21 protein-coding genes are annotated in these 23673 nt (G+C 72.1%); 5 read left to right on the top strand and 16 right to left on the bottom strand.

What is annotated here, in order from left to right; translation table 11 throughout:
- Positions 1–197: 197 nt before the first annotated feature.
- From QR78_RS02225 to QR78_RS02190, 8 genes are read right to left on the bottom strand one after another with little or no spacing between them, the layout of a single operon-like run.
- Positions 198–2102 carry a response regulator gene (locus tag QR78_RS02225; RefSeq protein WP_048425855.1) on the bottom strand — a complete coding sequence of 635 codons (1905 nt, stop codon included), beginning with the start codon at positions 2100–2102 and terminating at the stop codon, positions 198–200.
- Positions 2099–3934, bottom strand: a complete 1836-nt coding sequence (locus QR78_RS02220; protein WP_082171725.1) for a response regulator — start codon at positions 3932–3934, stop codon at positions 2099–2101. The genes QR78_RS02225 and QR78_RS02220 overlap by 4 nt, the downstream gene beginning before the upstream one ends.
- Positions 3931–4986, bottom strand: a complete 1056-nt coding sequence (gene cheB / locus QR78_RS02215) for a chemotaxis-specific protein-glutamate methyltransferase CheB (protein WP_048425854.1) — start codon at positions 4984–4986, stop codon at positions 3931–3933. The genes QR78_RS02220 and cheB overlap by 4 nt, the downstream gene beginning before the upstream one ends.
- Before the next feature lie 17 nt (positions 4987–5003).
- Positions 5004–7316: a hybrid sensor histidine kinase/response regulator gene (locus tag QR78_RS02210; protein ID WP_048425853.1), complete on the bottom strand. Its 2313-nt coding sequence runs from the start codon at positions 7314–7316 to the stop codon at positions 5004–5006.
- A 30-nt stretch (positions 7317–7346) separates the two neighbouring features.
- A complete protein-coding gene (locus QR78_RS02205) occupies positions 7347–9023 on the bottom strand; it encodes a methyl-accepting chemotaxis protein (RefSeq protein ID WP_048425852.1) in 1677 nt (558 codons plus the stop codon).
- A gap of 31 nt (positions 9024–9054) precedes the next feature.
- Positions 9055–9645, bottom strand: a complete 591-nt coding sequence (locus QR78_RS02200) for a chemotaxis protein CheW (protein ID WP_048425851.1) — start codon at positions 9643–9645, stop codon at positions 9055–9057.
- Positions 9645–11090: a CheR family methyltransferase gene (locus QR78_RS02195; RefSeq protein ID WP_048425891.1), complete on the bottom strand. Its 1446-nt coding sequence runs from the start codon at positions 11088–11090 to the stop codon at positions 9645–9647. The genes QR78_RS02200 and QR78_RS02195 overlap by 1 nt, the downstream gene beginning before the upstream one ends.
- Before the next feature lie 8 nt (positions 11091–11098).
- A complete protein-coding gene (locus QR78_RS02190) occupies positions 11099–11590 on the bottom strand; it encodes a chemotaxis protein CheW (RefSeq protein ID WP_048425850.1) in 492 nt (163 codons plus the stop codon).
- A 142-nt stretch (positions 11591–11732) separates the two neighbouring features.
- Between QR78_RS02190 and QR78_RS02185 the strand changes: the two genes are divergently transcribed.
- The 5 genes from QR78_RS02185 (at position 11733) to ilvN (ending at position 16403) form a co-directional block, all read left to right on the top strand.
- Entirely contained in the window at positions 11733–12407 is a 675-nt protein-coding gene (locus QR78_RS02185; RefSeq protein ID WP_048425849.1) for an energy-coupling factor ABC transporter ATP-binding protein, read from the top strand.
- Positions 12404–13012 carry an energy-coupling factor transporter transmembrane component T family protein gene (locus QR78_RS02180; RefSeq protein WP_048425848.1) on the top strand — a complete coding sequence of 203 codons (609 nt, stop codon included), beginning with the start codon at positions 12404–12406 and terminating at the stop codon, positions 13010–13012. The genes QR78_RS02185 and QR78_RS02180 overlap by 4 nt, the downstream gene beginning before the upstream one ends.
- A 41-nt stretch (positions 13013–13053) precedes the next feature.
- Positions 13054–13599, top strand: a complete 546-nt coding sequence (locus QR78_RS02175) for a biotin transporter BioY (protein WP_048425847.1) — start codon at positions 13054–13056, stop codon at positions 13597–13599.
- A gap of 461 nt (positions 13600–14060) precedes the next feature.
- A complete protein-coding gene (locus QR78_RS02170) occupies positions 14061–15839 on the top strand; it encodes an acetolactate synthase 3 large subunit (protein WP_048425846.1) in 1779 nt (592 codons plus the stop codon).
- A gap of 21 nt (positions 15840–15860) precedes the next feature.
- Positions 15861–16403 carry an acetolactate synthase small subunit gene (ilvN, locus tag QR78_RS02165; protein ID WP_048425845.1) on the top strand — a complete coding sequence of 181 codons (543 nt, stop codon included), beginning with the start codon at positions 15861–15863 and terminating at the stop codon, positions 16401–16403.
- Between the two features lie 3 nt (positions 16404–16406).
- Here the strand turns inward: ilvN and QR78_RS34795 are convergent, their stop codons facing one another.
- From QR78_RS34795 to QR78_RS02130, 8 genes are all read right to left on the bottom strand, one after another.
- Complete coding sequence (locus QR78_RS34795) at positions 16407–16550, bottom strand: hypothetical protein (RefSeq protein WP_158004007.1); 144 nt, start codon at positions 16548–16550, stop codon at positions 16407–16409.
- 2 nt (positions 16551–16552) lie between these two features.
- The gene (locus QR78_RS02160; protein ID WP_048425844.1) at positions 16553–16813 is read right to left on the bottom strand and encodes a hypothetical protein; all 261 of its coding nucleotides are present in this window, start codon (positions 16811–16813) and stop codon (positions 16553–16555) included.
- A gap of 193 nt (positions 16814–17006) precedes the next feature.
- Complete coding sequence (gene dps, locus QR78_RS02155; protein ID WP_048425843.1) at positions 17007–17561, bottom strand: DNA starvation/stationary phase protection protein Dps; 555 nt, start codon at positions 17559–17561, stop codon at positions 17007–17009.
- 197 nt (positions 17562–17758) lie between these two features.
- Positions 17759–18637, bottom strand: coding sequence for an SDR family oxidoreductase (locus QR78_RS02150; protein WP_048425842.1), 879 nt, complete (start codon positions 18635–18637; stop codon positions 17759–17761).
- Positions 18634–20187, bottom strand: coding sequence for a GMC family oxidoreductase (locus QR78_RS02145; protein WP_048425841.1), 1554 nt, complete (start codon positions 20185–20187; stop codon positions 18634–18636). Before QR78_RS02145 ends, QR78_RS02150 begins: the two co-directional genes overlap by 4 nt.
- A complete protein-coding gene (locus QR78_RS02140) occupies positions 20184–21587 on the bottom strand; it encodes an alpha/beta hydrolase (RefSeq protein WP_048425840.1) in 1404 nt (467 codons plus the stop codon). The genes QR78_RS02145 and QR78_RS02140 overlap by 4 nt, the downstream gene beginning before the upstream one ends.
- Positions 21588–21883: 296 nt before the next feature.
- Positions 21884–23155 (bottom strand): aspartate aminotransferase type Ic, encoded by a 1272-nt coding sequence (locus QR78_RS02135; protein ID WP_048425839.1) that lies wholly within the window; start codon positions 23153–23155, stop codon positions 21884–21886.
- Between the two features lie 153 nt (positions 23156–23308).
- A complete protein-coding gene (locus QR78_RS02130; RefSeq protein WP_048425838.1) occupies positions 23309–23572 on the bottom strand; it encodes a PepSY domain-containing protein in 264 nt (87 codons plus the stop codon).
- Between the last annotated feature and the right edge of the window lie 101 nt (positions 23573–23673).

Genomic DNA, 23673 nt, shown 5'->3' with positions numbered 1-23673 from the left:
ACACTCTATCGTCGGCGGGCGTGTTGCTGCGGCGGACCGGGCATGACCGATCGGCAACGCGCGGGCAACGTCTAGCCAATTTTGCTGACGCAAGCGTGAATGGAAATCGGGCCCGAACAGTTCCGGGCCCGCTGTGCCGCGGGCGATACACGACTGTCGTCTTAGATCGACCGTCTTAGATCGGTCGCTACTGCGCCTCACCCCTCCGGCGCGAGCAGGGCCGCGACCCGGGCGGCCAGGTCGGCGGACGGGAACGGCTTTTCCAGGACGGAGAAATCCGCCGGGATCCGGGCCGCCTCGGCGTGGCCGGTGACGAGGAGGAAGGGCAGGGCGGGCCAGCGCTGGCGCACCGCCTCGGCGAGGTCGAGGCCGCTCATCCCGGGCATCGCCAGGTCGGCGACGACGAGGTCGAACCGCTCGGCCTCCAGCCGCGCGAGCCCCGCCTCGCCGCTCGGCACCGCGGTCTCGTCGTAGCCGAAGCCGCTGAGGAACGAGGCGGTGACGTGGCGGACCTGGGGATCGTCGTCGACCACCAGGATCCGGGCCCGGCGCGGCGCCGGGGCGGGGGCGCTCGCCGCCACCGGGGCTGCCGCGACCGCCTCGTGGGAGCGCGGCAGGTAGAGGAGCACGGTGGTGCCGTGACCGACCTCGCTGTCGATGCGGATCGTGCCGCCGGATTGCTGGACGAGGCCGAACACCATGGCGAGGCCTAAGCCCGTGCCCTGGCCGACCCCCTTGGTGGTGAAGAACGGCTCGAACACCCGGCCGAGAATCTCCGGCGGGATGCCGGTCCCGGTGTCGCGGATCGCGATCACCGCGTAGTCGCCGGGTTTCAGGTTCGGGTCGGCGCTCGTCCGCACCGTCTCGTTGCGGGTCGAGAGGGCGACGACGCCCCCCTCCGGCATCGCGTCGCGGCCGTTGATGCAGAGGTTGAGGATCGCGAGTTCGAGCTGGTCGGGATCGACGCGGGCCGGCCACAGGTCGTCGTCGAGATGGCGCTCGACCTGGACGAAGCCGCCCAGGCTGCGCCCGAGTAGGTCGTCCATGCCGCGGATTACCGCGTTGAGGTCGACGGTGCGGGCCTGGAGCTCGCGGCGATGGCTGAAGGTGAGGAGGCGCTTGGTCAAAGCCGCGCCGCGCTGCGCCGCCTGGGTGGCGTTGCCCATCAGCCGCGACAGCCTGGCATCCCCCGCCACCTTCGGCTGGGCGAGTTCGAGGCTGCCGAGGATCGCGGTGAGCAGGTTGTTGAAGTCGTGCGCGACGCCGCCCGCCAGGGTGCCGAGCGCCTGCATCTTGTCGGCCTGGCGCAGGCGCGTCTCGAGCAGGCGCTGCTCGGTGACGTCGCGCTCGATCACCGCGAGGTTCACCACCGCGCCGGTGGCGTCGCGGATCGGCACGCGGGTGACGTGGTTCCAGGTCGGGGCCGCCTCGGGGCCGCTCGCCACCGTGGTCTCGGTCGGCGCGCCGGAGGCGATCGCCGCCAGATCGGCAGCCTCGGCCGCCTCGCTCGCCGGGCCGGCGACCTCCGCCTCGCGGCGGCCGAGGCAGGACTCGGCCGACGATGCACCGAGCCGCGTCGCCATGCGGGCGTTGAGGCGAAGATAGCGGCCTTGCGCGTCCTTGAACGCGATCGCATCGCCCGAATGGTCGAGGAGGCCGCGCAGGAGGGCCCGCTCGGTGGCGAGCTCGCGGGCGAGGCGGTGGCGCTCGTGGGCGGCCCGCACGGCGTTGCGCAGGAGCGAGGGGTCCCAGGGCTTGGTGACGTAGCCGGTGATGCCGCCGCGGTTGAGCGCCGAGACCACTGCCGAGATGTCGGCGTAGCCGGTGAGCAGGATCGCCTGCGCATCCGAGATCTCGCGGGCCTGGGCCAGCAGGGCGTCGCCGGTCAGGCCCGGCATGCGCTGGTCGGACAGGATGACGTCGATGTCGGGCTCGGCGGCGATCATCTCCAGGGCCTCGGCCGGCCGGCTGGTGGTGAGCACCCGGTACTCGTCCTCGAGCAGGTCCTCGAGGGCGACCAAGATATCCGGTTCGTCATCGACCGCCAGGATCGTGCCGCGCAAGATCGATGTCGTCGCGTTGTTCGTCATGCCCGCGGTCATGCGGCCCGCCTCGGAATGCTGATCACGAAGCAGGCCCCTCCTTCCGGCGCCGATTCAACGGAGATCTGTCCGCTATGCGCCTGCACGACGCTGTATGCAATGGCGAGGCCGAGCCCGGTGCCGGACCCGACGGGCTTCGTCGTGAAGAACGGCTCGAAGATGCGCTCGCGCAGGGCCTCCGGCACGCCCGGGCCGGTGTCGCAGATCCGGATGACGTCGTGCTCGTCGCGGATCGCGGTCTCGATCGTGATCGCGCCGTCGCCGGGAATCGCGTCGGCGGCGTTGCCGAGGATGTTCATCACCACCTGGTTGAGCAAGGCCGGCGAGCAGCGGATCTCGGGGGCGCCGGCGAGGTGCTTGTGCACCGCGATGCGGGTGCCGAGCTTGTGCTGGATCAGCGCCAGCACGTTCTCGATCGCGTCCGGCACGTTGACGGTCTGCATCTCGCCCTCGTCGAGGCGCGAGAACTTGCGCAGGTTGACGACGAGGTCCTGGATCCGGGCGAGCCCGAGGCGCATCGATCCGACCCGGTCGCGGGCCTTGTCGAGGGCGCGCCGGGAGGGATCGCCCTCCGGCACCGCCGCCGCCACCTCGCCGATCAGCCGCTCGACCGTACCCTGGTGGGCGAGGATGAAGGCGAGCGGGTTGTTGATCTCGTGGGCGATGCCCGCGACCAATTCGCCGAGGGAGGCCATCTTGGCGGCCTGGACGAGCTTGGCCTGGGTGTCCTTCAGTCGGTGATTGGCCTGTTCGAGGTCGTGGTTGGCCTGCGCCAGGGCACCGGCGAGCGCCGCCTTCGCCTCGGCCGCCGCCGCCTCGGCCTTGGCGCGCTCGGCGGCGAGCGCATGGCGGCGCACCTCCTCGGCCACCCGGCGGTCGTCCTCGTCGAGGAGCTTGCGGCGCACCAGGGTGCGCACCCGGATCGCCAGGAGGTCGGCATCCGTGCCCTTCGGGCCGGTCCCGTCCCGACCCGACACGTCCCGTCCCCCGACGTCTCGTCCCCCGACATCCTTGGCGACCACGTCGTCGGCCCCGGCCGAGAAGGCCTCGACCAAGAGGTCCTTGCTGGAGGCCGCCGCCGAGCCGATGCCGACGAGGTAGAAGCCAGGCGCCCCCGCCCCCGTCGCGGCGCCCCGCAGGGCGTCGATGCGGCGGCAGAGCGCGATGGCGTCGAAGCTGGTGCCGAGGAGGTCGACCGTCACGCAGTCGAACCCCTCGCCCGGAGCCTGCAACGCCGCCATGGCCTGGTCGGGCCCGTCGGCGGCCACCACCTCGTGTCCTTCCTGGGCCAGGAGGGCCGACAGGTACGCCCGGAAGGTCGCGCTGCCGTCGACGACCAGGATGCGGGCGCGGCGGAAATTCGCCGCCCGGCCGGGCTCGCCCGCCGGCACGGCGGCGCGCTCGCGCAGCAGCGCGCGGATGCGCAGCAGCAAGAGGTCGCGGTCGGCGGATTTCGGCACGTAGGCGTCGGCGCCGCTCTCGAGCCCCTGGCGCTCGATGTCGCGGCCGCTCGCCTCGGTCAGCATCAGCACCGGCGTCGCCCGGGTGCGCATGGCGAGGCGCATCTGCCGGGTCAGCTCGTCGCCGTTCATGCCCGGCAGGTGGTAATCGGCGACGACGAGGTCGGGCAGGCCGTGATTCATCGCCTCGAGCGCGGCCTCGGCGGTGGCGTGGCGCGCCACCGCGAAGCCGTTGCGCTCCAGGAACAGCCGCAATTGCAGGGCCTGGGTCTCGGAATCCTCGACCAGCAGGATGCGGGTCGGGGCCGCGGGCGCCGGGGCGCCCTCTCCGGGGACCGGACCGGCGTCCCGCGCGGGGAGCGGCGCCGTCACGGCGCGAGGCCCGGCTGGGTCGCCCGCAGGACCCGCGGGGCGATCAGGTCGAGGGGCAGCACGCTGCCGGCGGCCTTGAGGCGCACCGCCGCCGCCGGCATCCCGTAGACCACGGCCGAGCTCTCGTGCTCGGCGATGGTGGCGGCGCCGGCCACGTGCATGTCGAGGAGGCCGGCGGCGCCGTCCTCGCCCATGCCGGTGAGGAGCACGCCGAGGCCCCGCGGTCCCGCGACCCGGGCGACCGAGCGAAACAGCAGGGTCGCGGAGGGGCGCTGGCCGCCGACCGGCGGCTCGTCGACGAGGGTGAGGAGCCCGCCCGGCCCGAGGGTCAGGTGGCGGTCGCCCGGCGCCACGTAGACGTGGCCCGCTTGAGGCCGCACGCCCTCGCGGGCGATGACGACGGTGAGCGGCACGACGCCGTTCAGCCAGTCGGCGAAGCCTTCCATGAAGGCGGCGCCCATGTGCTGGACGAGGAGCACGGGCAGCGAAAAATCCGCCGGGAGCGCGCCGAGCAGCTTGGCGAAGGCCGGCGGTCCGCCGGTGGAGGCCGCCACCGCCAGAACGCTCGGGGCCTGCGTCGCCGGGATCGGCGCCGTCCTCGCCTCGTCGCGCCCCGGCTCGGTGCGGGCCAGGCGCTCGGCGCCGATCGGCCGGCGCCGGATCACCGGCACCTGGCTCATGATGCGCAGCTGGGTGCAGATCTGGTCGGCGATCGCCTCGTAGGCCCGGTGCCCGGTGCCGACCGGCTTCTCGACGACGCTCAAGGCGCCCGCCCGCAGGGCGTTCATCGAGATCTTGAGCGAGGAATCCTCGATCGCGTCGGCCACGACCACGATCGGGGTCGGCCGCTCGGCCATGATCCGCCGGGTGGTCTCCAGACCGTCGATGCCCGGCAGGCGGATGTCCATCGAGATCACGTCGGGCTGGACCCGGTGGATCTCGCGCAAGGCCTCCTCGCCGGAATCGACGGCGGCGACGAGGGCGAGCCGCGGGTCGCGGCTGACGATGTGGGCGAGGAGCTGGCGCACCACCAGCGAATCCTCCACCAGCATGACGCGGACGGGGGTGCTCACAACAGCTGACCGATCGTGTCGAGAAGCTCGCGCTGGTCGAACTTCTGCTTCGTGAGGTAGGCGTCGGCCCCGAGATCGAGGCCCCGGCGGATGTCGGCGGGATCGCCGCGGGAGGTCATCAGGATCACCGGCAGCCGCGTCAAGCCCGGATCGGCCTTGACCGCCTGGAGCAGGCCGAACCCGTCGAGGCGCGGCATCTCGACGTCGGCGACCACGAGGTCGACCTCCGCGCCGTCGCGGCGCAGGCGGTCGAGGGCGTCCTGGCCGTCGACGCAGACGAAGACCCGGTAGCCGTGGGCCTCCAGGATGCTCTTCTCGAGCGTGCGGGTGGTGATCGAATCGTCGACGACGAGCACGGTGCGGACCCGCGCCTTGCGGCGCTCCGGCACCGCCACCGGCGCCGCGACCAGGCCGCCGGCCCGGGCCCGGACGCACAGGCCTTCCGGGTCGAGCACCAGGGCCGGGGTCTCGTCGGCGAGCATCACGGTGCCGGACATCAGCGCGGGGTCGCCGCCGAGCGGCGGGGCAGGCCCGACGAGGAGCACGCGCACGTCGAGCAGGCGGTCGACGGCGACGGCGCAGAAGGCGGGGCCGCAACGCAGCAGCACGGCGCGGACCAGGCCGTCATGGAGAGGAAGGGGAGCAGCACCGGAACCGAGGAGGGACGCGAGGGGAACGAGCGGCACGACAACGTCCCGTCCCCCCTGGTTGATCCTTGCCGCCGGCTCGCTCGCCACGGACGCAAGGTCGCGCTCGGACAGCCGCAGGAGTTGCGCGACGGCGCCGCTCGGCAGGCCGAAGGTCTGCGGCGCCTCCCCGGGCCTCAGCGCCGCCTCGACGAGCAGCACCGGCTGGCGCGCCGCGGAGAGCGGCACCGTGATGGCGACCTCGGTGCCGTGGGGCTCGGCCGCCCGCAGGGTCGCCCGGCCGCGCAGCGCCCGGGCGGCCTCCGCCACCACCGACAGGCCCATGCCGCGCCCGGCGATCCGGTCGACGGCGGCCGCCGTGGAGAAGCCCGGCGCGAAGACGAGGTCGAGGATCGACTCGGGGGTTGGGTCGGCCCCCGGCGGCACCAGCCCCTGGCGCCGGCCGGTCTCGAGGATGCGGGCGAGGTCGGGGCCCCGGCCGTCGTCCCGGATCGTGACGAGGAGCTGGCTGCCCTTCGAGGCGACCGACAGGGTGACGTTCAGCGCCTCCGGCTTGCCCGCCTGGCGGCGCGCCTGCGCCGTCTCGGCGCCGTGGCTGATGGTGTTGCGCAGCGCGTGCAGCACCGGATCCTTGAGCGCCTGGAGCAGGCCGCGATCGACCTGGAGGTCGAGGCCGTGGAGGCGCACCTCCACGGCGAGGCCGGCCTCGCGGGCGATCTCCCGCACCATCCGGCCGTAGCCGCCGAACACCGTCTCGGCCGGGACGAGGAGCAGGCGGTCGGAATCGTCGCGCAGGCGCCGCAGCGCGCCGTCGACGATCCCGGTGCTGCGGCTCTGCACCCGGGCGAGGCCCGAGATGCCGCGGATCACGCCCCGCAGGTCGCCGTCGAGGCGCCGCACCCGGTCGACGAAGCCGTCGAGGGCGGCGCCCGCCGGGTCGCCGGCCTCGCGCAGGCGGCGGGCGAGAGCCACCATCTCGCCGGTGCGGCCCTGCACGGTGTCGACGCTGCGGCGCAGGGCCCGCGCCCCGGATTCGAGACCCGCCACGGCGGCCGTGACGGTCTCCTGGCCCTGGAGCGCCGCATTCAGGTCGTGCACCGCCTTCGACAGCGCCTCGACCTGGTCGCTGGCGATCCGCAGGTAGGCGACGGCGCCGTCCTGCGCGGCGGGGGTCTGGGTCTGGGCGGGAGCCTGAGCGGGAGATTGGGCCTGCGAGGCCGCGGGCGTCGGCTCGGGCGCCCGCTCCGTCGCCGCCGCGGGCGGCGGGGCGGCCCCGGGGATCGGCCCGCCGGACAGGCAGGCGTCGAGGGCCGCGATGGCGTCCGCCGGCGCTTCCGGCTCGGGCGTCTCGGGAAGGCCCGCCACCAGCCCCTCGATGCGGTCGAGGGCGAGGTCGACCACGCCCGCCGTCGCCCGATCGAGGCCGAGGCGGCCCTGCACCACCCGGTCGAACAGGGCCTCGAGCCGGTGGGCGACCTCCTCCACCGCCGGCAGATCCACGGCCCGGGCGGCGCCCTTCAGGCTGTGGGCGCGGCGAAACACGTCGTTCCAGTCCGCGGGCCGGCCGGTCTCGACCGCGGCGAGGGCCGCCCGGATCGCCGCGATGTGCTCGCGGTGCTCGGCATCGAAGGCCGCGAGGAGAAGCTGGCGGATGTCGTCCATCGGCGCTGGCCGGGATCCTCGACGGGTGCTCTAGAGCCGGTAGCGCTCGGCCAGCGCCAGGAGGGCGCTCGCCAGCTCGCTCAGGTTGGCGGCCGCGGCCTCGACCTGCCGGGTGCCGGCGGCGGTCTGCTGGCTCGCCTGGCGGATGTTCTGGAGCGCGCCCATCACCTGCTCGATGCCGAGCTGCTGCTGGTTGGTCGAGGCGACGATCTGCTGGAAGGTCTGGACGCTCTCCTGCACCCGGGCGGTGATCTCCTCGATCGTCGCGTGGGTGGTGTCGGTGCGCTCCTTGCCGACCGCGACGCGCTTGACCGCCTCCTCGGTCAGCATCACCGAGGCGTTGATGCCGCGCTGGATGTCGCCCAGGATGGCGCGGACCTGCGTGGTCGCCTCCTTGGCCTGGTCGGCGAGCGCCTTCATCTCGGAGGCCACCACGGCGAAGCTGCGTCCGCTCTCGCCGGCCGCCGCCGCCTCGATGGCGGCGTTGAGGGCGAGCAGATGCGTGCGCTCCGAGACGTCGTTGACGGTGGCGATGATCTCGCCGATCGCCTGCGTCTTCTCGCTCAAGGCCACGATGTTCTCGGCCACCGCCTCGCTCTGCTCGCGGATCGCGTCCATGGCGCGGGCCGTCTCGTCGACGGCGCGAAGCCCGGCGCTGGAGGTCTGGGCGGTGGCCTGGGCGGTCGCGATCACTTCTTGGGCCCGCTTGCCGATCTGGGCGCCCGCATGGGTGATCTCGTCGACGGTGGCGGCGGTCTCCTGGACGGCGGCGAACTGTTCCTCGACGCTCGCGGCCTGCTCCTGGGCGGAGGCGCGGATCTCGGCGGCGGCGGCGTTGAGGTTCGAGGTCGAGGCGCGGTTCTGGGTGGCGAGCTGGCGCAGGCCCTCGACCATCTGGTTGAGGACGCCTCCGAGGCGCCCGAGCTCGTCGCGGCGGGTGTCGGCGATCCGGCCGGTGAGGTCGCCGCTGCCGACCTTGCCGACGAAGGCCATCACGGCGTCGAGGGGCTGCACCACCGAGCGGCGGATCAGCACCGTGATCACCAGGGCCATGACGACGCAGACGGCGAGCGCCACCAGGGTCGAGAGCCGGCTCTCCTCGTAGATCGCCCCGACCCGGCGCTGGCCGGCGGTGATCGCCCCGTCGAGAGCGTCGCGGGCCGACCCCATGGTGTGCACGAAATTGTCGCCCGACTGGTCGAGGGCATTCTCGGCCGCCTGGATGCCCGGCACGTCGTTGGCCGCGATCGCCTCGAACTGGCGCTCGGTGGCGGTGCGGGTGGTGCGCAACTCGGCGCCGGCCGCGACCAGCAATTCGGCGATGCGCTGCCAGGCGGCGGCGCGGTCGGGCGAGAGCGATTGCGCCCGGTAGTCGTTGGCGGTTGTGATGGCGCCGGCGAGCGCCGTCTCGGCATTCGCCGCGTTGCGCCGCCAGGTCACCGCCGGCTCCTCCTTGGCCGCCGGCTCGCGGCCGAGCGCCCGCAGGTAGTAGCGGGTGGTCGCCTCGTCGCGCAGGTCGCTCATCCGGCGCTGGGCCTCGCGGATGTTCTCGAGCTGATGCATCACCGTCAGGTCGCGGGTGACGATGATGTCGGTGGCGTTGCGCACCTCGCCGATCTGCCCGACCGCGTAGACGCCGAGCGCCACGATCACCAGGACGACGGCGGAGAAGCCGAGGAGGATGCGGTTCCCGATCGAGAGCGACACGCGGGCTTCCCTGTGTTGGATGGCGACGGGTTCAGGCCGGCCGGGCGGGGCCGGCAGCGAGGAGCGGCGCCAGCAGGGCCGGCACGTCGATCACGGCGAAACCCGCCTCCCCATAGTCCGATTCCTGACGGGACCCCGTCGGTGCGGGGTCGACATAGCCCGCCACCGCCCGCCTGCCCAGCCCTTCGGCCTCGACCACCGCCTCGGTCACCGCGAGGACGCGCTCGACCCGCAGGCCGATGCGCGGTCCGTCGCGGCGCAGGACCACGACGTGGCCGCCGGCCGCCGTGCCGCCCGCCGGTTGGCCCAGCGCCGTCGCGAGGTCGAGGACGCTGACGAGGAGACCGCCCCGTCCGGTGAGGCCGATCAGGGCCGCAGGCGCCCCCGGCACCGGCGTGCAGGGCCGGAAGGGAAACACCTCGGCGACGCCCTCCAGCGGCAGGCCGACCCGCTCGGTGCCGGCGCGGCAGAGGAGCAGCGCCCGGGTCGGCCGCGCCGCGGGAGCCGCGTAGCGGGCCGCGAGGGTGCGGGTGCGGGCATCCAGGATCTCGTCGATCCGGGCGGCGCTGAGGTCGGCCTCGCCCGGGAGGGCCGGGCCGGGGGCGGCGGCTGTCTGCGGCATCAGGCGGCCTCGTCGCCGAGGAACGGACGGGCCGCGCCCGACAGGTCGGCGGCGGTCAGCCCGTCGCCTTCCGGCAGGATCGCGTCGGCGGGCAGGTGTGCGGCGAGCCGCAGGGCATTGGCGATGGCGCGGCGGCCGGCCTCGGTGCGGCCGGCGGCGACCAGGGTCAGCCCGAGATGGTAGTGCGCCATGACGAAGCCCTTATCGAGGTAGAGCGCCCCGCGAAAGGCGCGTTCCGCCTCCTCCGGCCGGGCGCGGGCGCGGGCGAGCAGGCCTTCGTAGTAGCGCAGGCGCGGATCGGTCGGGGCCTGGCCGAGGGCGACCCGGCAGGCCTGCCAGCTCGCCTCGAGGTCGCCCGCATCGGCGAGCGCCCGGACGGTCGCCAGGGGACCGCCCTCGGGAGGAGGTGCCGGCAGTGGGGCGGTCCGAGGCTCGCGCGTGGGGGTCTCGGCCGTCGCGACATCCGGGGCGGCCGGTTCCGGCGGCAGGAGCGGCGCCCAGATCGAGTGGAAGCCCGGCGCCGCATCCGGGACCGGCTCCGGCTGCGCGGGCGGCGGCGGCAGGTCCGGGACCGCCCCCTCCCCCGGGCGCCGGTAGGCGGCGGTGCCCGGGAGCGGGACGGCCTCCAGGAACTCCGCGAAGGCCGGGTTCGGCTCGGCATGGCCGAGGAGCAGCCAGCCGCCGGGCCGCAGGCGCCGAGCCAATGCCCGGACCAGGGCCTGCACCACGTCCGGGTGGAAGTAGATCAGGACGTTGCGGCACAGGATGAGGTCGTAGTCGGTGAGCGCCAGCGAGGCGGTGCCGTCCAGGAGGCTCATCAGGTTCTGGGGCTCGAACCGGGCGAGCCCGCGGTATTCCGGTCGCAGCGCGAAGGTGCCCTCCCGCGGGCCCGGCCGGAAGTAGCGCTCGCGCTCCTCGGGCCCGAGGGTGCGCAGGGCCCAGGCGCCGTAGACGGCGCGGCGCGCCACCGCCAGCACGTCGCGGTTGATGTCGGTGCCGGTCAGCCCGATGCGCCAGTCGGGCAGGCGCTCGCCCAGAAGCTCGCGCAGCACGATCGCGACGGAGTGGGTCTCCGGGCCCGTCGAGCAGCCCGCGCTCCAGATCCGCAGGCGCCGCTCGTCGCCGCGCGCCGCGATGCGCTCGGGCAGGATCGTGCCGCGCAGCGCCGCGAACTGCTCGGCGTAGCGGAAGAAGAACGTCTCCCCGATGGTGATCTCGGATTCGAGGGCCGCCCACTCGGCCTCCGACTCCTCCAGGAGACCGAGATAACCGGCGGGATCGGGCACGCCCCGGACGCGCATGCGCCGGCCGACCCGCTCCCACAGGAGGTCGTCCTTGTCGGCATAGTAATGGTGGCCGGTGCGGGCGACGAGGCGCGATTTCAGCGCCGCGAAGGCCGGGTCGCCGGTCGGCGCCGGCCCCAGGATCGACCGTGCGATCGGCATGGTCCGGCTCAGGCCGCCCACTCGGCGAGGCGGGCCTGCGCCTCCCGGGTCTGCGCCGCCAGGCGGTCGCGCTCCTCGGCGAGCAGGATGCGGTCGACCGAGAGGCCGTGGACCAGCCGGTCCCCGAGCCGGATCTCAGCGGCGACGCAGCCGTTCAGCGTCGCCCCGTCGGCCACCGGCCGGACCCGCTCGGGCTCGACCCGGACGACATCGGCGACCCGGTCGACCATCAGGGCAAGGAGAGACTCGCCGTGCAGCAGGACGAGGTGGCGATAGAGCGCCTGCCGGGCCGTCGCCGGCCGGCCGAGGCCGAACAACGCCGCGAGATCGAGGACCGGCACGGCCGCGCCCGCGAGGTTGAGGAAGCCGGCGAGCGTCGTGGGCGCGCCCGGCGGGCGCCACAGGCGCGGCAGGGGCAGGACCTCCCGCACCGCCCCGCGCGGCAGGACGCAGTCCGTCCCGGCGACATCGACCAGAAGGTAGGCCGTTCCGGTCGTCATCGCGCCATCCCCGGCGGACCAGCCCGCCGCCGCGTCAGATAGGGGAGCCCGGCGGAGTTTCCAAACCGTCCGCGCACCCCTGTCGGCCGCCGCCGGAGATGGTAAGACGCGGCCGCCCGGGGCGGGCGGGAGCGGTGTCGTTGTGATCGAGATCAGGCAGGTCGGCCATGCCTTCGGGGAGCGCACCGTCTTGCGCGATCTCACCCTCGACCTCACCGAGCGGCGCATCGCGGTGGTGGGCGGCAACGGCAGCGGCAAGAGCACGTTTGCCCGCCTGCTGAACGGCCTTCTCGTGCCGAGCCGCGGCACCGTGCGGGTCGACGGGCTCGACACGCGGCGCGACGGCAAGGCGGTGCGCCGCAAGGTCGGATTCGTGTTCCAGAACCCGGACAACCAGATCGTGCTCCCCGTGGTCGCGGAAGATCTCGCCTTCGGGCTGAAGAATCTCGGCCTGCCGAAGGACGAGATCGCGCGGCGCACGGAGGAAGCCCTGTGCCGCTACGATCTCCACGAGTTCGCCGACCACCCGGCCCACCTCCTCAGCGGCGGGCAGAAGCAGCTGCTGGCGATCGCCGGCGTGCTGGCGATGGCGCCCGACGTGATCGTGTTCGACGAGCCCACCACGCTGCTCGACCTGCGCAACAAGCGCCGGATCGCGCAGGCCATCGACGGCCTCTCCCAGCGCGCGATCGTGGTCTCGCACGACCTCGCCTTCCTGGAGCATTTCGACCGGGTGCTGGTGTTCGAGGACGGCCGGGTCGTGATCGACGACCGCCCCGCGGTCGCGCTGCCGGCCTATATCGCGATGATGTCGTGACCCCGTACGTCCCGGGGGCGAGCCCGGTCCATCGCTGCCCGCCGGGGCACAAGATCCTCGGCCTCGTCGCCGCCGGCACGGTCCTGTTCGCGCTGCCGCGGCTCGGCCTCGCGCTCGCGGCGCTCGGGCTCGCGGGGCTCCTCTACGGGGTGGCCGGCATCCCGGCCCGCCTCGTCCTCGCCCAGCTGCGTCCGCTCGCCTGGATCCTCGCCATCCTCGTGCTGGTCCAGCTCGCCCTCGACGGCTGGCTCGCGGGTCTGATGGTGGCCGCCCGCCTCGCCGCCCTCGTGCTGCTCGCCGGTCTCGTGACCCTGACGACGCGCAGCGCCGACCTGATCGAGGCGCTGCAACGCGGCCTTGCCTGGCTGAGGTTTCTCGGGGTCAACCCCGCCAAGGTCGGCCTCGCCATCGCGCTGACCCTGCGGTTCATTCCGGTGCTGGCCGCCATCACCGCGGAGGTGCGCGAGGCGCAGCGGGCGCGGGGCCTGGAGCGCAGCCTCGTGGCGCTGACCGTCCCGGTCGTGGTGCGGATGCTGAAGATGAGCGACGACATCGCGGCGGCGATCGACGCGCGCTCCTACGATCCGGACGGGACCGGACACTGACATTCCCCTCCCCCTCGCTCCCAGGACGTCCAAGGACACCCATGTCGACCCGTGACATCGTCTTCGTCGCGCTCTTTGCCGCCCTCACCGCCGCCCTCGGCCTGTTTCCGCCCGTGACCCTGCCGGTCGTCGGCGTGCCGATCACCGCGCAATCGATGGGGGTGATGCTGGCCGGCGCCCTCGCGGGCTCGATGCGCGGCGGGGCGGCGCTCGCCCTGTTCGTCGTCCTGGTCTGCGCCGGGCTGCCGCTGATGGCCGGCGGGCGGGGCGGGCTCGGGATCGTCATGGGGCCGGGCGGCGGCTTCGTGCTGATGTGGCCGGTCGCCGCCTTCGTGATCGGATACCTGTACGAGCGCTCCCTGCGGACCCTGACGGTCTGGAAGGAAGTCCTGATCCTCGTCGCCAGCGGGGTGGTGCTCACCTACGCGGTCGGCATCCCGTGGATCGCCGCGGTGGCCCGGATCGACCTCGCCAAGGCGGCGATCGGCTCGGCCTGGTTCCTGCCGGGCGATGCCGTGAAGGTGGTGCTCGTGGTGCTGATCGCGCGGGCCGTGCGGCGGGCCTATCCGACGCTCCAGGCTCGCTAAGCAGACTTGCGTTGGCAGGCCAACGCTTCGCCCGCTTAGGTTATTGTTTTGTCGCAGATTTTTGTCGCCGAACCGGTATCCACTTCGGCGAAATCTGCTGAGAGCATTTTTCGACGAAGCGGGTACCGGTTCGTCGAGGGAAAATGCGGCGAGATCGAAGCCCTGGAGCCGTGCCCGGTCGCCACGCGATCGGGCGCTGCTCTGGACCCGTACTTTCCGCCGTCGCCGAAACCGGTTGACCCTGCGAGTCGAGGCGCGTAGGGTCCCCGCCACTCTCTCAAGGGCAGGCTTTTTCACAGCATGCGTGCGGTCCTTATTGTAGCGGAAGCGCCACCGACGGGGCGGGCTTGAGATAGCCCGGCTTCCCAAGGGTGGCGCGTGCAAGGGTCCTTCGGGGCCCTTTTTTGTTGCGTAAAACGGATCCGAGAGCGCGGACGAGACCAAGGAACGGGAGCGCGACGATGAGTGCGGGCGAGGTCATGACGGGCGCCGAGATGGTGATCCGGGCGTTTCAGGATCAGGGAGTCGACACCCTGTTCGGCTATCCGGGCGGCGCGGTGCTGCCGATCTACGACGCGCTCTTCCACCAGGACTCGGTGAAGCACATCCTGGTGCGGCACGAGCAGGGCGCCGTGCACGCCGCCGAGGGCTATGCCCGCTCGTCGGGCAAGGTCGGCTGCGTGCTCGTCACCTCGGGGCCGGGCGCCACCAACATCGTCACCGGGCTGACCGACGCGCTGCTCGATTCGATCCCGCTCGTCTGCATCACCGGCCAGGTGCCGACGCACCTGATCGGCTCCGACGCGTTCCAGGAATGCGACACGGTCGGCATCACCCGCAGCTGCACCAAGCACAATTACCTGGTCAAATCGATCGAGGACCTGCCGCGGATCCTGCACGAGGCGTTCTACGTCGCCTCGCACGGCCGGCCCGGCCCGGTGGTGATCGATCTGCCGAAGGACATCCAGTTCGCCAGCGGCGTCTACCGCCGCCCGGTCGACAACAGCCACAAGACCTACAACCCGCAGACGCAGGGCGATCCGGAAAAAATCCGCGCCGCCGTGGCGCTGATGGCGGGGGCACGCCGCCCGGTCTTCTATACCGGCGGCGGCGTCATCAATGCCGGACCGGAGGCCTCGGCGCTGCTGCGCGAGCTCGCCCGTGCCACCGGCTTCCCGGTCACCTCGACGCTGATGGGCTTGGGCGCCTTCCCGGGCTCGGACCCGCAGTTCCTCGGCATGCTCGGCATGCACGGGACCTACGAGGCCAACCTGGCGATGCACGAATGCGACGTCATGATCTGCATCGGCGCCCGCTTCGACGACCGCATCACCGGCCGTCTCGACGCGTTCTCGCCGTTCTCCAAGAAGATCCACGTCGACATCGACGCCTCGTCGATCAACAAGACCGTCAAGGCCGATATCGGCATCGTCGGCGATTGCGGCTCGGTCCTCGCCGACATGCTGCGCGAGTGGCGGGCGGTGACGCCGGAGCCCGACCAGGGCCGCCTGACCGAGTGGCTGTCGAAGATCCGCGGCTGGAAGGCGCGCGAATGCCTCGGCTACTGGCCGTCGGGCACCACGATCAAGCCGCAATACGCGGTCCAGCGCCTCTACGAGGCGACCAAGGACCGCGAGACCTACGTCACCACGGAGGTCGGCCAGCACCAGATGTGGGCGGCCCAGTACTACAAGTTCGACGAGCCGAACCGCTGGATGACCTCCGGGGGGCTCGGCACGATGGGCTACGGCCTGCCGGCGGCGATCGGCGCCCAGCTGGCCCACCGCGGCGCCCTGGTGATCGACATCGCCGGCGAGGCCTCGATCCAGATGAACATCCAGGAGATGTCGACCGCCGTGCAGTACCGCCTGCCGGTCAAGATCTTCATCCTGAACAACGAGTACATGGGCATGGTGCGCCAGTGGCAGCAATTGCTGCACGGTTCGCGCTACTCCGAGAGCTATTCGGAGAGCCTGCCCGACTTCGTCAAGCTCGCCGAGGCCTACGGCGCCAAGGGCATCCGCTGCTCGGATCCGGGCAGCCTCGACGCGGCGATCGCCGAGATGCTGGACTATGACGGGCCGGTGATCTTCGACTGCATCGTCGACAAGACCGAGAACTGCTTCCCGATGATCCCGTCGGGCAAGGCGCATAACGAGATGCTGCTCTCGGACTACCTCGGCGAGACCGGGGCGGACCTCGGCGACGTCATCTCCGACGAAGGCAAGATGCTGGTCTGATCGGGACAGGGTTTGAGGACGATGAACGCCATGAACACCCACTACCCCGATCCGGTCCGCGTCGAGCCGGTGAACCGCCATACCCTGGCGGTCATCGTCGACAACGAGCCCGGCGTGCTCGCCCGCATCGCCGGCCTGTTCTCGGGCCGCGGCTACAACATCGAGAGCCTGACGGTCTCGGAGACCGAGCACGCCCGTCACATCTCCCGCATCACCATCGTGACGACGGGCACCAACGCGGTGATCGAGCAGATCAAGGCGCAGCTCGACCGGCTGGTGCCGGTGCATCGGGTGGTCGACCTGACGCTTCAGGGCGATTCGCTGGAGCGGGAGCTGGCGCTGGTGAAGGTCGCCGGCAAGGGCGACCACCGGGTCGAGGCGATGCGGCTCGCCGCCGCCTTCGGCGCACGCACCCTCGACGCGACGCTGAACTCGTTCGTGTTCGAGCTGACCGGCTCGACCGAGGAGATCGACCGCTTCGTCAAGCTGATGGCGTCGGTGGGGCTGGTCGAGGTCTCGCGCACCGGCGTCGCCGCCATGGGGCGCGGCGCGGAGGCGATGTAAGCGCTACTCGGCGGGCGGGGTGCCGGTGCGCCCCGCCTGGCCGTACTTCCGCTCGAAACGGTAGACGGCGAAACCCAGGGTGGCGAGGCCCGTCACCGAGATGAACAAGGCAAAGCTGAGCATCGCGAGGGTGGCATCCCAGGGCATCGTCACTCCTCCCGGCGCAGAAGTCGGATCACCGCGTGACCAATACAATGTAAGCCGAGAGAGGCCATAAACCAAGAGAGATGCGACTGCCCCAAGGTCGCGTTCGGGTTATTGACCAGCGGTACGATGATGGCCGCACCAGCGACGGCGATTGCCATAGCGTTCACGTAGGCCGCGAACAGCTTGATATGCTCGTTCAGGCGCTTCGCTGCATGCTTGCGACGGGCAGCGATCTCAGCCGCATCGGGCGCTGCCTTGGACACGCGGGCTGCCTCATCGGTTCATGACCCGACGTAACCGATCGCGTCTCCGCCGTCGATATCCGTCTCTCCGTATAAAAATGCCTCCCCGATCGACAGGGAGGCGAACGACGTTTTCGTTTTTCAGCGTCATCAGAAGGGAGAGGGTGTTGCAAGCCGGGGCCGGCTCAAGCGCCGGCCCCGAAATCCCCCTGCCTCAGCGCGCGCCCTTGCCGTCCCCGTCGCGCATCGCGCCGGTCGGCTCCTGGACGTGGGCCTCGAGGAACCACAGCTGCTTGTCGACCGCGCGCGAGACCTCGGTGAACAGGTCGGCGGTGCCGGCATCGCCCGCCTCGTCGGTCTGGTCGATGTTCTCGCGCACGGCGTTGGCGTAGGCCGCGTAGCGGTCGATCAGGGCCGAGAGGTGGTCGGCGATGGCGTAGACGTCGGTCGGATAGGGGGTGAGCTTCGAGGAGGCGGCGACGACCGAGGCAGTGCCGAGCGCCGTGGCGCCGAGCTGCACGGCCCGCTCCGCGACCTTGTCGTTGAGATCATCGATCTCGGTGCGGAACCCGTCGAGCATCTCGTGGATGCCGATGAATTGCGGGCCCTTCAAGTTCCAGTGCGCCTGCTTGATGTTGAGCGCCAGGTCGATGCCGTCGGCGAGGCGCGCGTTCAGGGTCTCGATCGAGACGCGCTTGGCGTTCGAGTCGGTGTCGTTGCGGGTGCGGTGCTGGCGCGGCTCGCCGGCCTTGCCCTTGGAATCCGCCATGTCGGTGATCTCCGTGGATTTGCCGCAACAACGAGGCCGAGGGGCAGCCGTTCCGGTGCTGCGGCGAGGTTTCGTGACCCGTCCCGCGCTTTTCTTCGGGGCGGTTGGACGATCCGGCATCGGGCTCGTCCGATACCGGAGGAGCTAGGGCAGGGTACCCAGCCGGACAGCCCGCCGGGTGAAACCCTGACCTTCCGTCAGAGCATCGGCTGCCCGCCGGTGACGGGCACGAGCGCGCCGGTCATGTAGCTGCCCTCCCGCGAGGCCAGCAGCACATAGGCCGGGGCCAGCTCCGCCGGCTGGCCGGCCCGGCCGAGCGGCGTGTCGGCGCCGAGCTGCTCGATCTGCTCCGGCGTCTTCACGATCGGCTGGATCGGCGTCCAGACCGGGCCGGGGGCGACGCAATTGACCCGGATGCCCTTCGGGGCGAGGAGGTTCGACAGGCCGACGGTCAGGGTGCTGATCGCCCCCTTGGTGGCGGCGTAGACCAGCATGCTCGCATCCGCGACCTTCGCCTGCTGGCTCGTCGAGTTCACGATCGCCGAGCCCGGCCGCATGTGCGGCACCGCCTCTTGCGCCAGGTAGATCATCGCGAAGACGTTGGCGCGGAACGAGCCCTCGACGTCGTGGGCGGTGACGTCGTCGAGGCCCTCGTTCACCACCTGCGCGGCGGCGTTGTTGACGAGCACGTCGATGCGGCCGAACTCCGCCACGGTCTTCTGCACGATCGCCCGGCAATGCGCCTCGTCGCGCAGGTCGCCCGGCAGGAGGAGGCAGCGCCGGCCGGCCTTCTCGACCCAGGCCTTGGTCTCCTGCGCGTCCTCCTCCTCGGAGTCGAGGTAGGAGATCGCCAGGTGGGCGCCCTCCCGGGCATACGCGATGGCGACGGCCCGGCCGATGCCGGAATCGCCCCCGGTGATCAGCGCGATCCTGTCGGTGAGCAGGCCCTTGCCGACGTAAGATTCCTCGCCGTGGTCCGGCGCCGGGTCCATCGGGCCGGTGAGGCCGGGGCGCGGCTGCTGCTGCGCCCCCGGGAAGGGCGGCCGGGGATAGGCCGCACGGGGATCGTCGGTCATCGAGTGCCTTTCAGGAACGCGCCGGCGGTGCGCAGGGACAGCGCCATGATGGTGAGCGCCGGATTGGCCGCGAGCGAACTCGGGAAGACCGACCCGTCGCAGATCCAGAGGTTCTCGACCTCGTGGCTGCGCCCTTGAGGATCGACCACGGAGGTGTCCGGGTTCCGCCCCATCCGGCAGGTGCCCAGCGTATGGGCGACGCGCTCCAGGACCCAGATGTCCGTCGCCCCCGCCGCCTCCCAGATCTCGCGCATCACCTTGGTGGCGTGGGCGTTGAGCCTGTCTTCGTTCGAGCCGTAGCCGAAATCGATCCGCGCCTTGCGCATCCCGAGCGCGTCGGTCTCTTGCGAGAGCGTCAGGACGTTGGCGTCGCAGGGCAGGGTCTCGCCGTTGATGCCGATGCCGGCGACGCGGTTGTACTGCCGCAGGTAGTCGGTGAGCGCCGGCCCCCACAGCCCCCGGCCGCGGGCGACGGAATTGGCCCAGGTCAACGGTTCGACGCCGAGGCTCTGGACGAGGTAGCCGCCGGCGAAGTCCGCCCCTTCAGGCCGGGTGTAGTCCTCGGTGATGAGCGAGGACGGGTAGCCCCGGTTCATGCCGACCTCGTCGGCGAAGGTCCCCCAGACCTGCGTGGCGACATGGCCGATATAGTTGCGCCCGACTTGGCCGCTCCCGGTGGCGAGATCGAGGTGGAGCAGGAGGCGGGGCGTCTCGACGGCGCCGGCGCACAGGATCAGGTGGGCGCAACGCTGGCGATGGTCGCGCCCGCCGCTGCGGTAGATCACGGCGGTGATCCGCCCAGCCTTGTCGCGCTCGACCCCGTGCATTCGGGCCTCCGCGCGGATCTCGGCACTCCGCGCCACCGCCAGCGGCAGGTAGGTCACGTCCATGCTGGCCTTGGCGCGGGTGCGGCAGCCCTGGTGGCAGAAGCCGCAATGGATGCAGGCCTTGCGCTCCGGCACCGATGGATCGACGGTGAAGTCGCGCGACACCACGGCGGCCGGCGCGTCGGTCGCGGTGATGCCGAGCCGGTCGCAGGCCGAGGCCATCAGCTGGGCCGGCCCGTTGCGCAGGACCGGCGGCAGCGGGAAGCGACGAGCCTCGTCCCAGGGATAGGGCGTGGGGCCGGAGGTGCCGATGAAGGCCTCGACCCGGTCGTAGAACGGTACCAGCTCGGCGTGGTCGATCGGCCAGTCGCAGCCCTCGCCGCTCTCGGTGTTGAGGCGGAAGTCGCGTGGGTCGGCCCGGGGCACGAAGGCGCCCCAATGCAGGGTCGAGCCGCCGACACCGGTGCCGCTGTTGTTGGCGCCGAAGGCCTCCGGCGTCGAGCCGCCGCTCAGGCGTTCCTCGGTCCAGTAGATCTCGTCGGCGAGCGTCTCGTCGAAGCCGTACCCGGCCGGGTCGAAGTTCGGCCCGGCCTCCAGTGCTACGACCTTGAGGCCGGCCGCCGCCAGCTCGGCCAGCAGCGGTCCCCCGCCCGCGCCGGTACCGACCACCACCACGTCGACGACCTCGTCGGTGCTGTAACGGTTCTGCCCCGAGAGGTTCATCGGGCGTCTCCCACGGTCTCGAGGACGGGTTGCTCCCAGGGTTCGCGCTCGTTCAGGCCGGTCAGGCGGTAGCCCGGCAGGGCCTCCGCCTCGTCGCCGCCGGCACCGATGCCGGTAAAGCCGATCGCCGCGAGGCCGGCCGGGTGGGCGAGGAAGGTGCGCACCGCCTCGCCCCGCACTTCCTCGAACCAGCAGGTCATCAGGTCCGGCGCGAGGCCGTCGGGACGCTCGGGCAGGTCGCCGGAGGCGGCCCGGGCGAGAAGAGCGTCCTGCTCGGACGCGCCGAGCGCGGCGAAGGCGCGCCCGTGGGCGTCGCGGGCCGCGGCATCGAGGGTGCAGAGCGCCCGCTCATAGGCCTCCGCGTCCGGGGGCAGGGTGACGAAGCGCCAGCCGTCGCCGGTGCCGGAGGCGAGCCGCGCGTCGATGCGGCGGGCGAGGTCGATCCTCCCCGGCCCCGGTTGCGGCAGTACCCGGTCGAGGCAGGCGGTGAGCGTCGCGCGCGCCTCCGCGCTCAAGCAGAACGGCCCGTCGGGTTCGCGCATCCGCTCGCGGAGCGTCGTGCGCAGGCGGGTATTGACCCGCTCCGAACCCATCAGCGCGGCGAAGGCCGGCGGCAGGAGCGGGGCCTCCGCCTCCTCCGGCGGCGCCGCCAGGAAGGCGCGGATCAGCTCCGCCATCTCGTCCGGCCGCTCAAGCGGCAGCAGGTGGGCGGCACCCACCGCGACGACGTGGCGGTGGCGGGCGAGGTGAGGCAGGGTCAGCGCGGCCTGCGCCTCGGGCCCGAGATCGCCGTCCTGCGCTCCGCTGACCACCAGCGCCGGGACCCGAAGGAGACCGATGCGGTCGCGCCAATCCTCGTTGGCGCCGCCGGTGAGCCAGGCCTTCCAGGCGTCCGGGTTGGCCCGCAGCACGTCCTCGACGGTCCGGGCATGATCCTCGGGCGAGAGCGGCGCGCCGACATTCGCCGACACGAAGGCCTCGGCCTCCCGCCGGCGGGTCTCCGGATCGGCGTCGATCCAGGCGATCATCGCCCGGCGGCGCTCCTCCGCCATCGGCTCAGGGCAAGGCGGCGAGCCGGCCATCAGGACCAGCCCGGCGAGACCCGCGAGGGCGGGATCGCCGTCCTCGTGGCGGCGGGCGAGCGCCAGGGCGACCTTCGCCCCCATGCTGTTGCCGGCGATGAGCCAGGGCCCGGACGGGCCCTCGGCTTCGATGCGGGCGGCGACGTGGTCGGCCATGGCGGCGACGTCGCCGCCGGGATGGTCGGCCGCGTCGCCGAAGCCCGGCAGGTCGATGGCGACGCAGCGCGCCGCGGGCCCGAGACGCTCGGAGAGCGGGCGCCATTCACGGGCGCTGCCTCCGAGGAAGTGCAGGCAGAAGAGGACGGGTTCGTCAATCATGCCGGCGACATCGCGCGGCGCTGCGCTGCGTCAACGGCCGCTCGCCCGCGGCGCCTTGCAGCACCCCGGGATGGTATGTCGAATGGTGAACGTAAGAGTCGGTCGATCGGGCCGGGATGTCGTCCGGATCCCTGTCGGTCAGCAATCGACTTCGATTCGACGCTCGGACCGGAAGACCGGCGTGAGACGCATCTCACGCCGTCGCGAGCCGTCGCCATCCTGGATGAGGACGCGCCGCCTGATGTGCGTGACCGGCGGACCGACCGCCGGTCACCTGCGTCGTTACGGGCCTGCCCTCAGGCCGCCACCTGCCCGCTCCCGCCGGCCTCGCGGCTCTCGGCGGCGGCCAGGAGCACGCAGACCGCCACCACCTCGGCCGCGGCCTCGACCTCGGCGGGCTTCGGATAGGACGGGGCGAGGCGCAACAGCTTGTCCTGTGGGTCACGCCCATAGGGATGGGTGGCGCCGGCCGGCGTCAGCGCCAGCCCGCAGGCGGCGGCGAGCGTCACCACGCGGGTGGCGCAGCCCACCGGCACTTCGAGCAGGATGAAGTAGCCGCCCTCCGGCTCGCTCCAGCGCGCGACGCCGGTGCCGCCGAGATGGCGGGCCAGGGTCTCGGTGACGGCCTTGAACTTCGGCGCCAGCAGGCGGCGGTGACCGTCCATCAGCGCGTCGAGCCCGCCCTGGTCGCGCAGGAAGCGGACGTGGCGCAGCTGGTTGAGCTTGTCCGGCCCGATGCTGCGCTTGCCGGCATTGGCGAGATACCAGCGGATGTTGCCCTCCGACGAGGCCAGCATCGCCAGGCCCGCGCCGGCGAGCGTCACCTTCGAGGTCGACGCGAAGACGATCGCCCGGTCCGGGTGTCCCGCTTCCGCGCAGGCGTCGAGGACGTTGCGCAGGGTCGGGCGGCGCTCGGTCAGGTGGTGCAGCGCGTAGGCGTTGTCCCAAAACAGCCGAAAATCCGGCGCGCCGGTCTCCATCCGGGCGAGGCGCTCGACGGTGGCGTCGGAATAGGTCTCGCCGCCGGGGTTCGAGTATTGCGGCACCGCCCACATCCCCTTCACCCGGGGATCGCGGACCTCGCGCTCGACCACATCCATGTCCGGACCGTCGGCGGTCATCGGCACCGGGATCATGCCGATGCCGTAGGTCTCGCACAGGGCGAAGTGGCGGTCGTAGCCCGGCACCGGGCAGAGGAAGCGGATCTCTTCCTCCTTGGCCCATGGCCGCGTCCCGCCGGGCACGCCCTTCAGGAGCGCGTAGGCGATGCAATCGTGCATGAGCGCGAGGCTCGAATTGTTGCCGATGGCGATCCGGTCCGGCGACGCCCCGACCACCGGCGCGAACAGGGCGCGCACCTCGGCCAGACCCTGCACGCCGCCGTAGTTGCGGGCATCCTCGCCGCTCTCGGTGCGGTGGTCGCGGTTGCCCGGGAGGGTGAACAGGTCGTCGGACAGGTCGAGCTGCTCGGGCGCCGGCTTGCCCCGGGTCATGTCGAGCTTGAGGCCGCGCCCCTGCAGGGCGGCGTAACGGGCCTGGAGATCGGCAAGCGCAGGAATGGCAGTCATGGGACGGTTCGCTGGTGGACGGAAAGGCGCCCCACCTTTGCGCCTCCCACCCCTGGGAATCCAGCGTTTTGCCGGCAGGGCTCCCCTGCGGAATGGCGCCGGCCGGGATAATCCGACCCGCCGCCCCCTGCCGGCTTCGTCGTCCGGCAGCCCCTACTTGCCGGCTTTCTCGGACAGGATGGCGCCGGTGCGGGGATCGGCCTTGAACTTCATCGGCTTGCCGTCCTTCATCCCCTCTCCTTCCCAATGGCCGTCATCGGCCTCGATCTCGGAGATCTGGGTGTAGCCGGCAGCCTCGACCTTCTGGATCACCTGGCCGATCGGCATCCAGTCGGCCCCGACCTTGTCGGCGAGGGCACCGGCGCTGCTGCCGGCGAGGATCAGGGCGGCGAGGGCCGGAATGGTCAGCTTGGTCATGAGGTCACGTCTCCCTTCGCGGGCTGTGGATGCCGCAAGGGAGATCGTGCGCCGGGGCGCGAGGTTCCCGCCAAAGAAGAAAGGCGGCCCGCGAGGGCCGC

The organism is Methylobacterium indicum (assembly GCF_001043895.1).
Lineage (GTDB): Bacteria > Pseudomonadota > Alphaproteobacteria > Rhizobiales > Beijerinckiaceae > Methylobacterium > Methylobacterium indicum.
The sequence above is the reverse complement of the archived record's forward strand: the minus strand, read 5'-3'. Positions and strand labels throughout refer to the sequence as shown.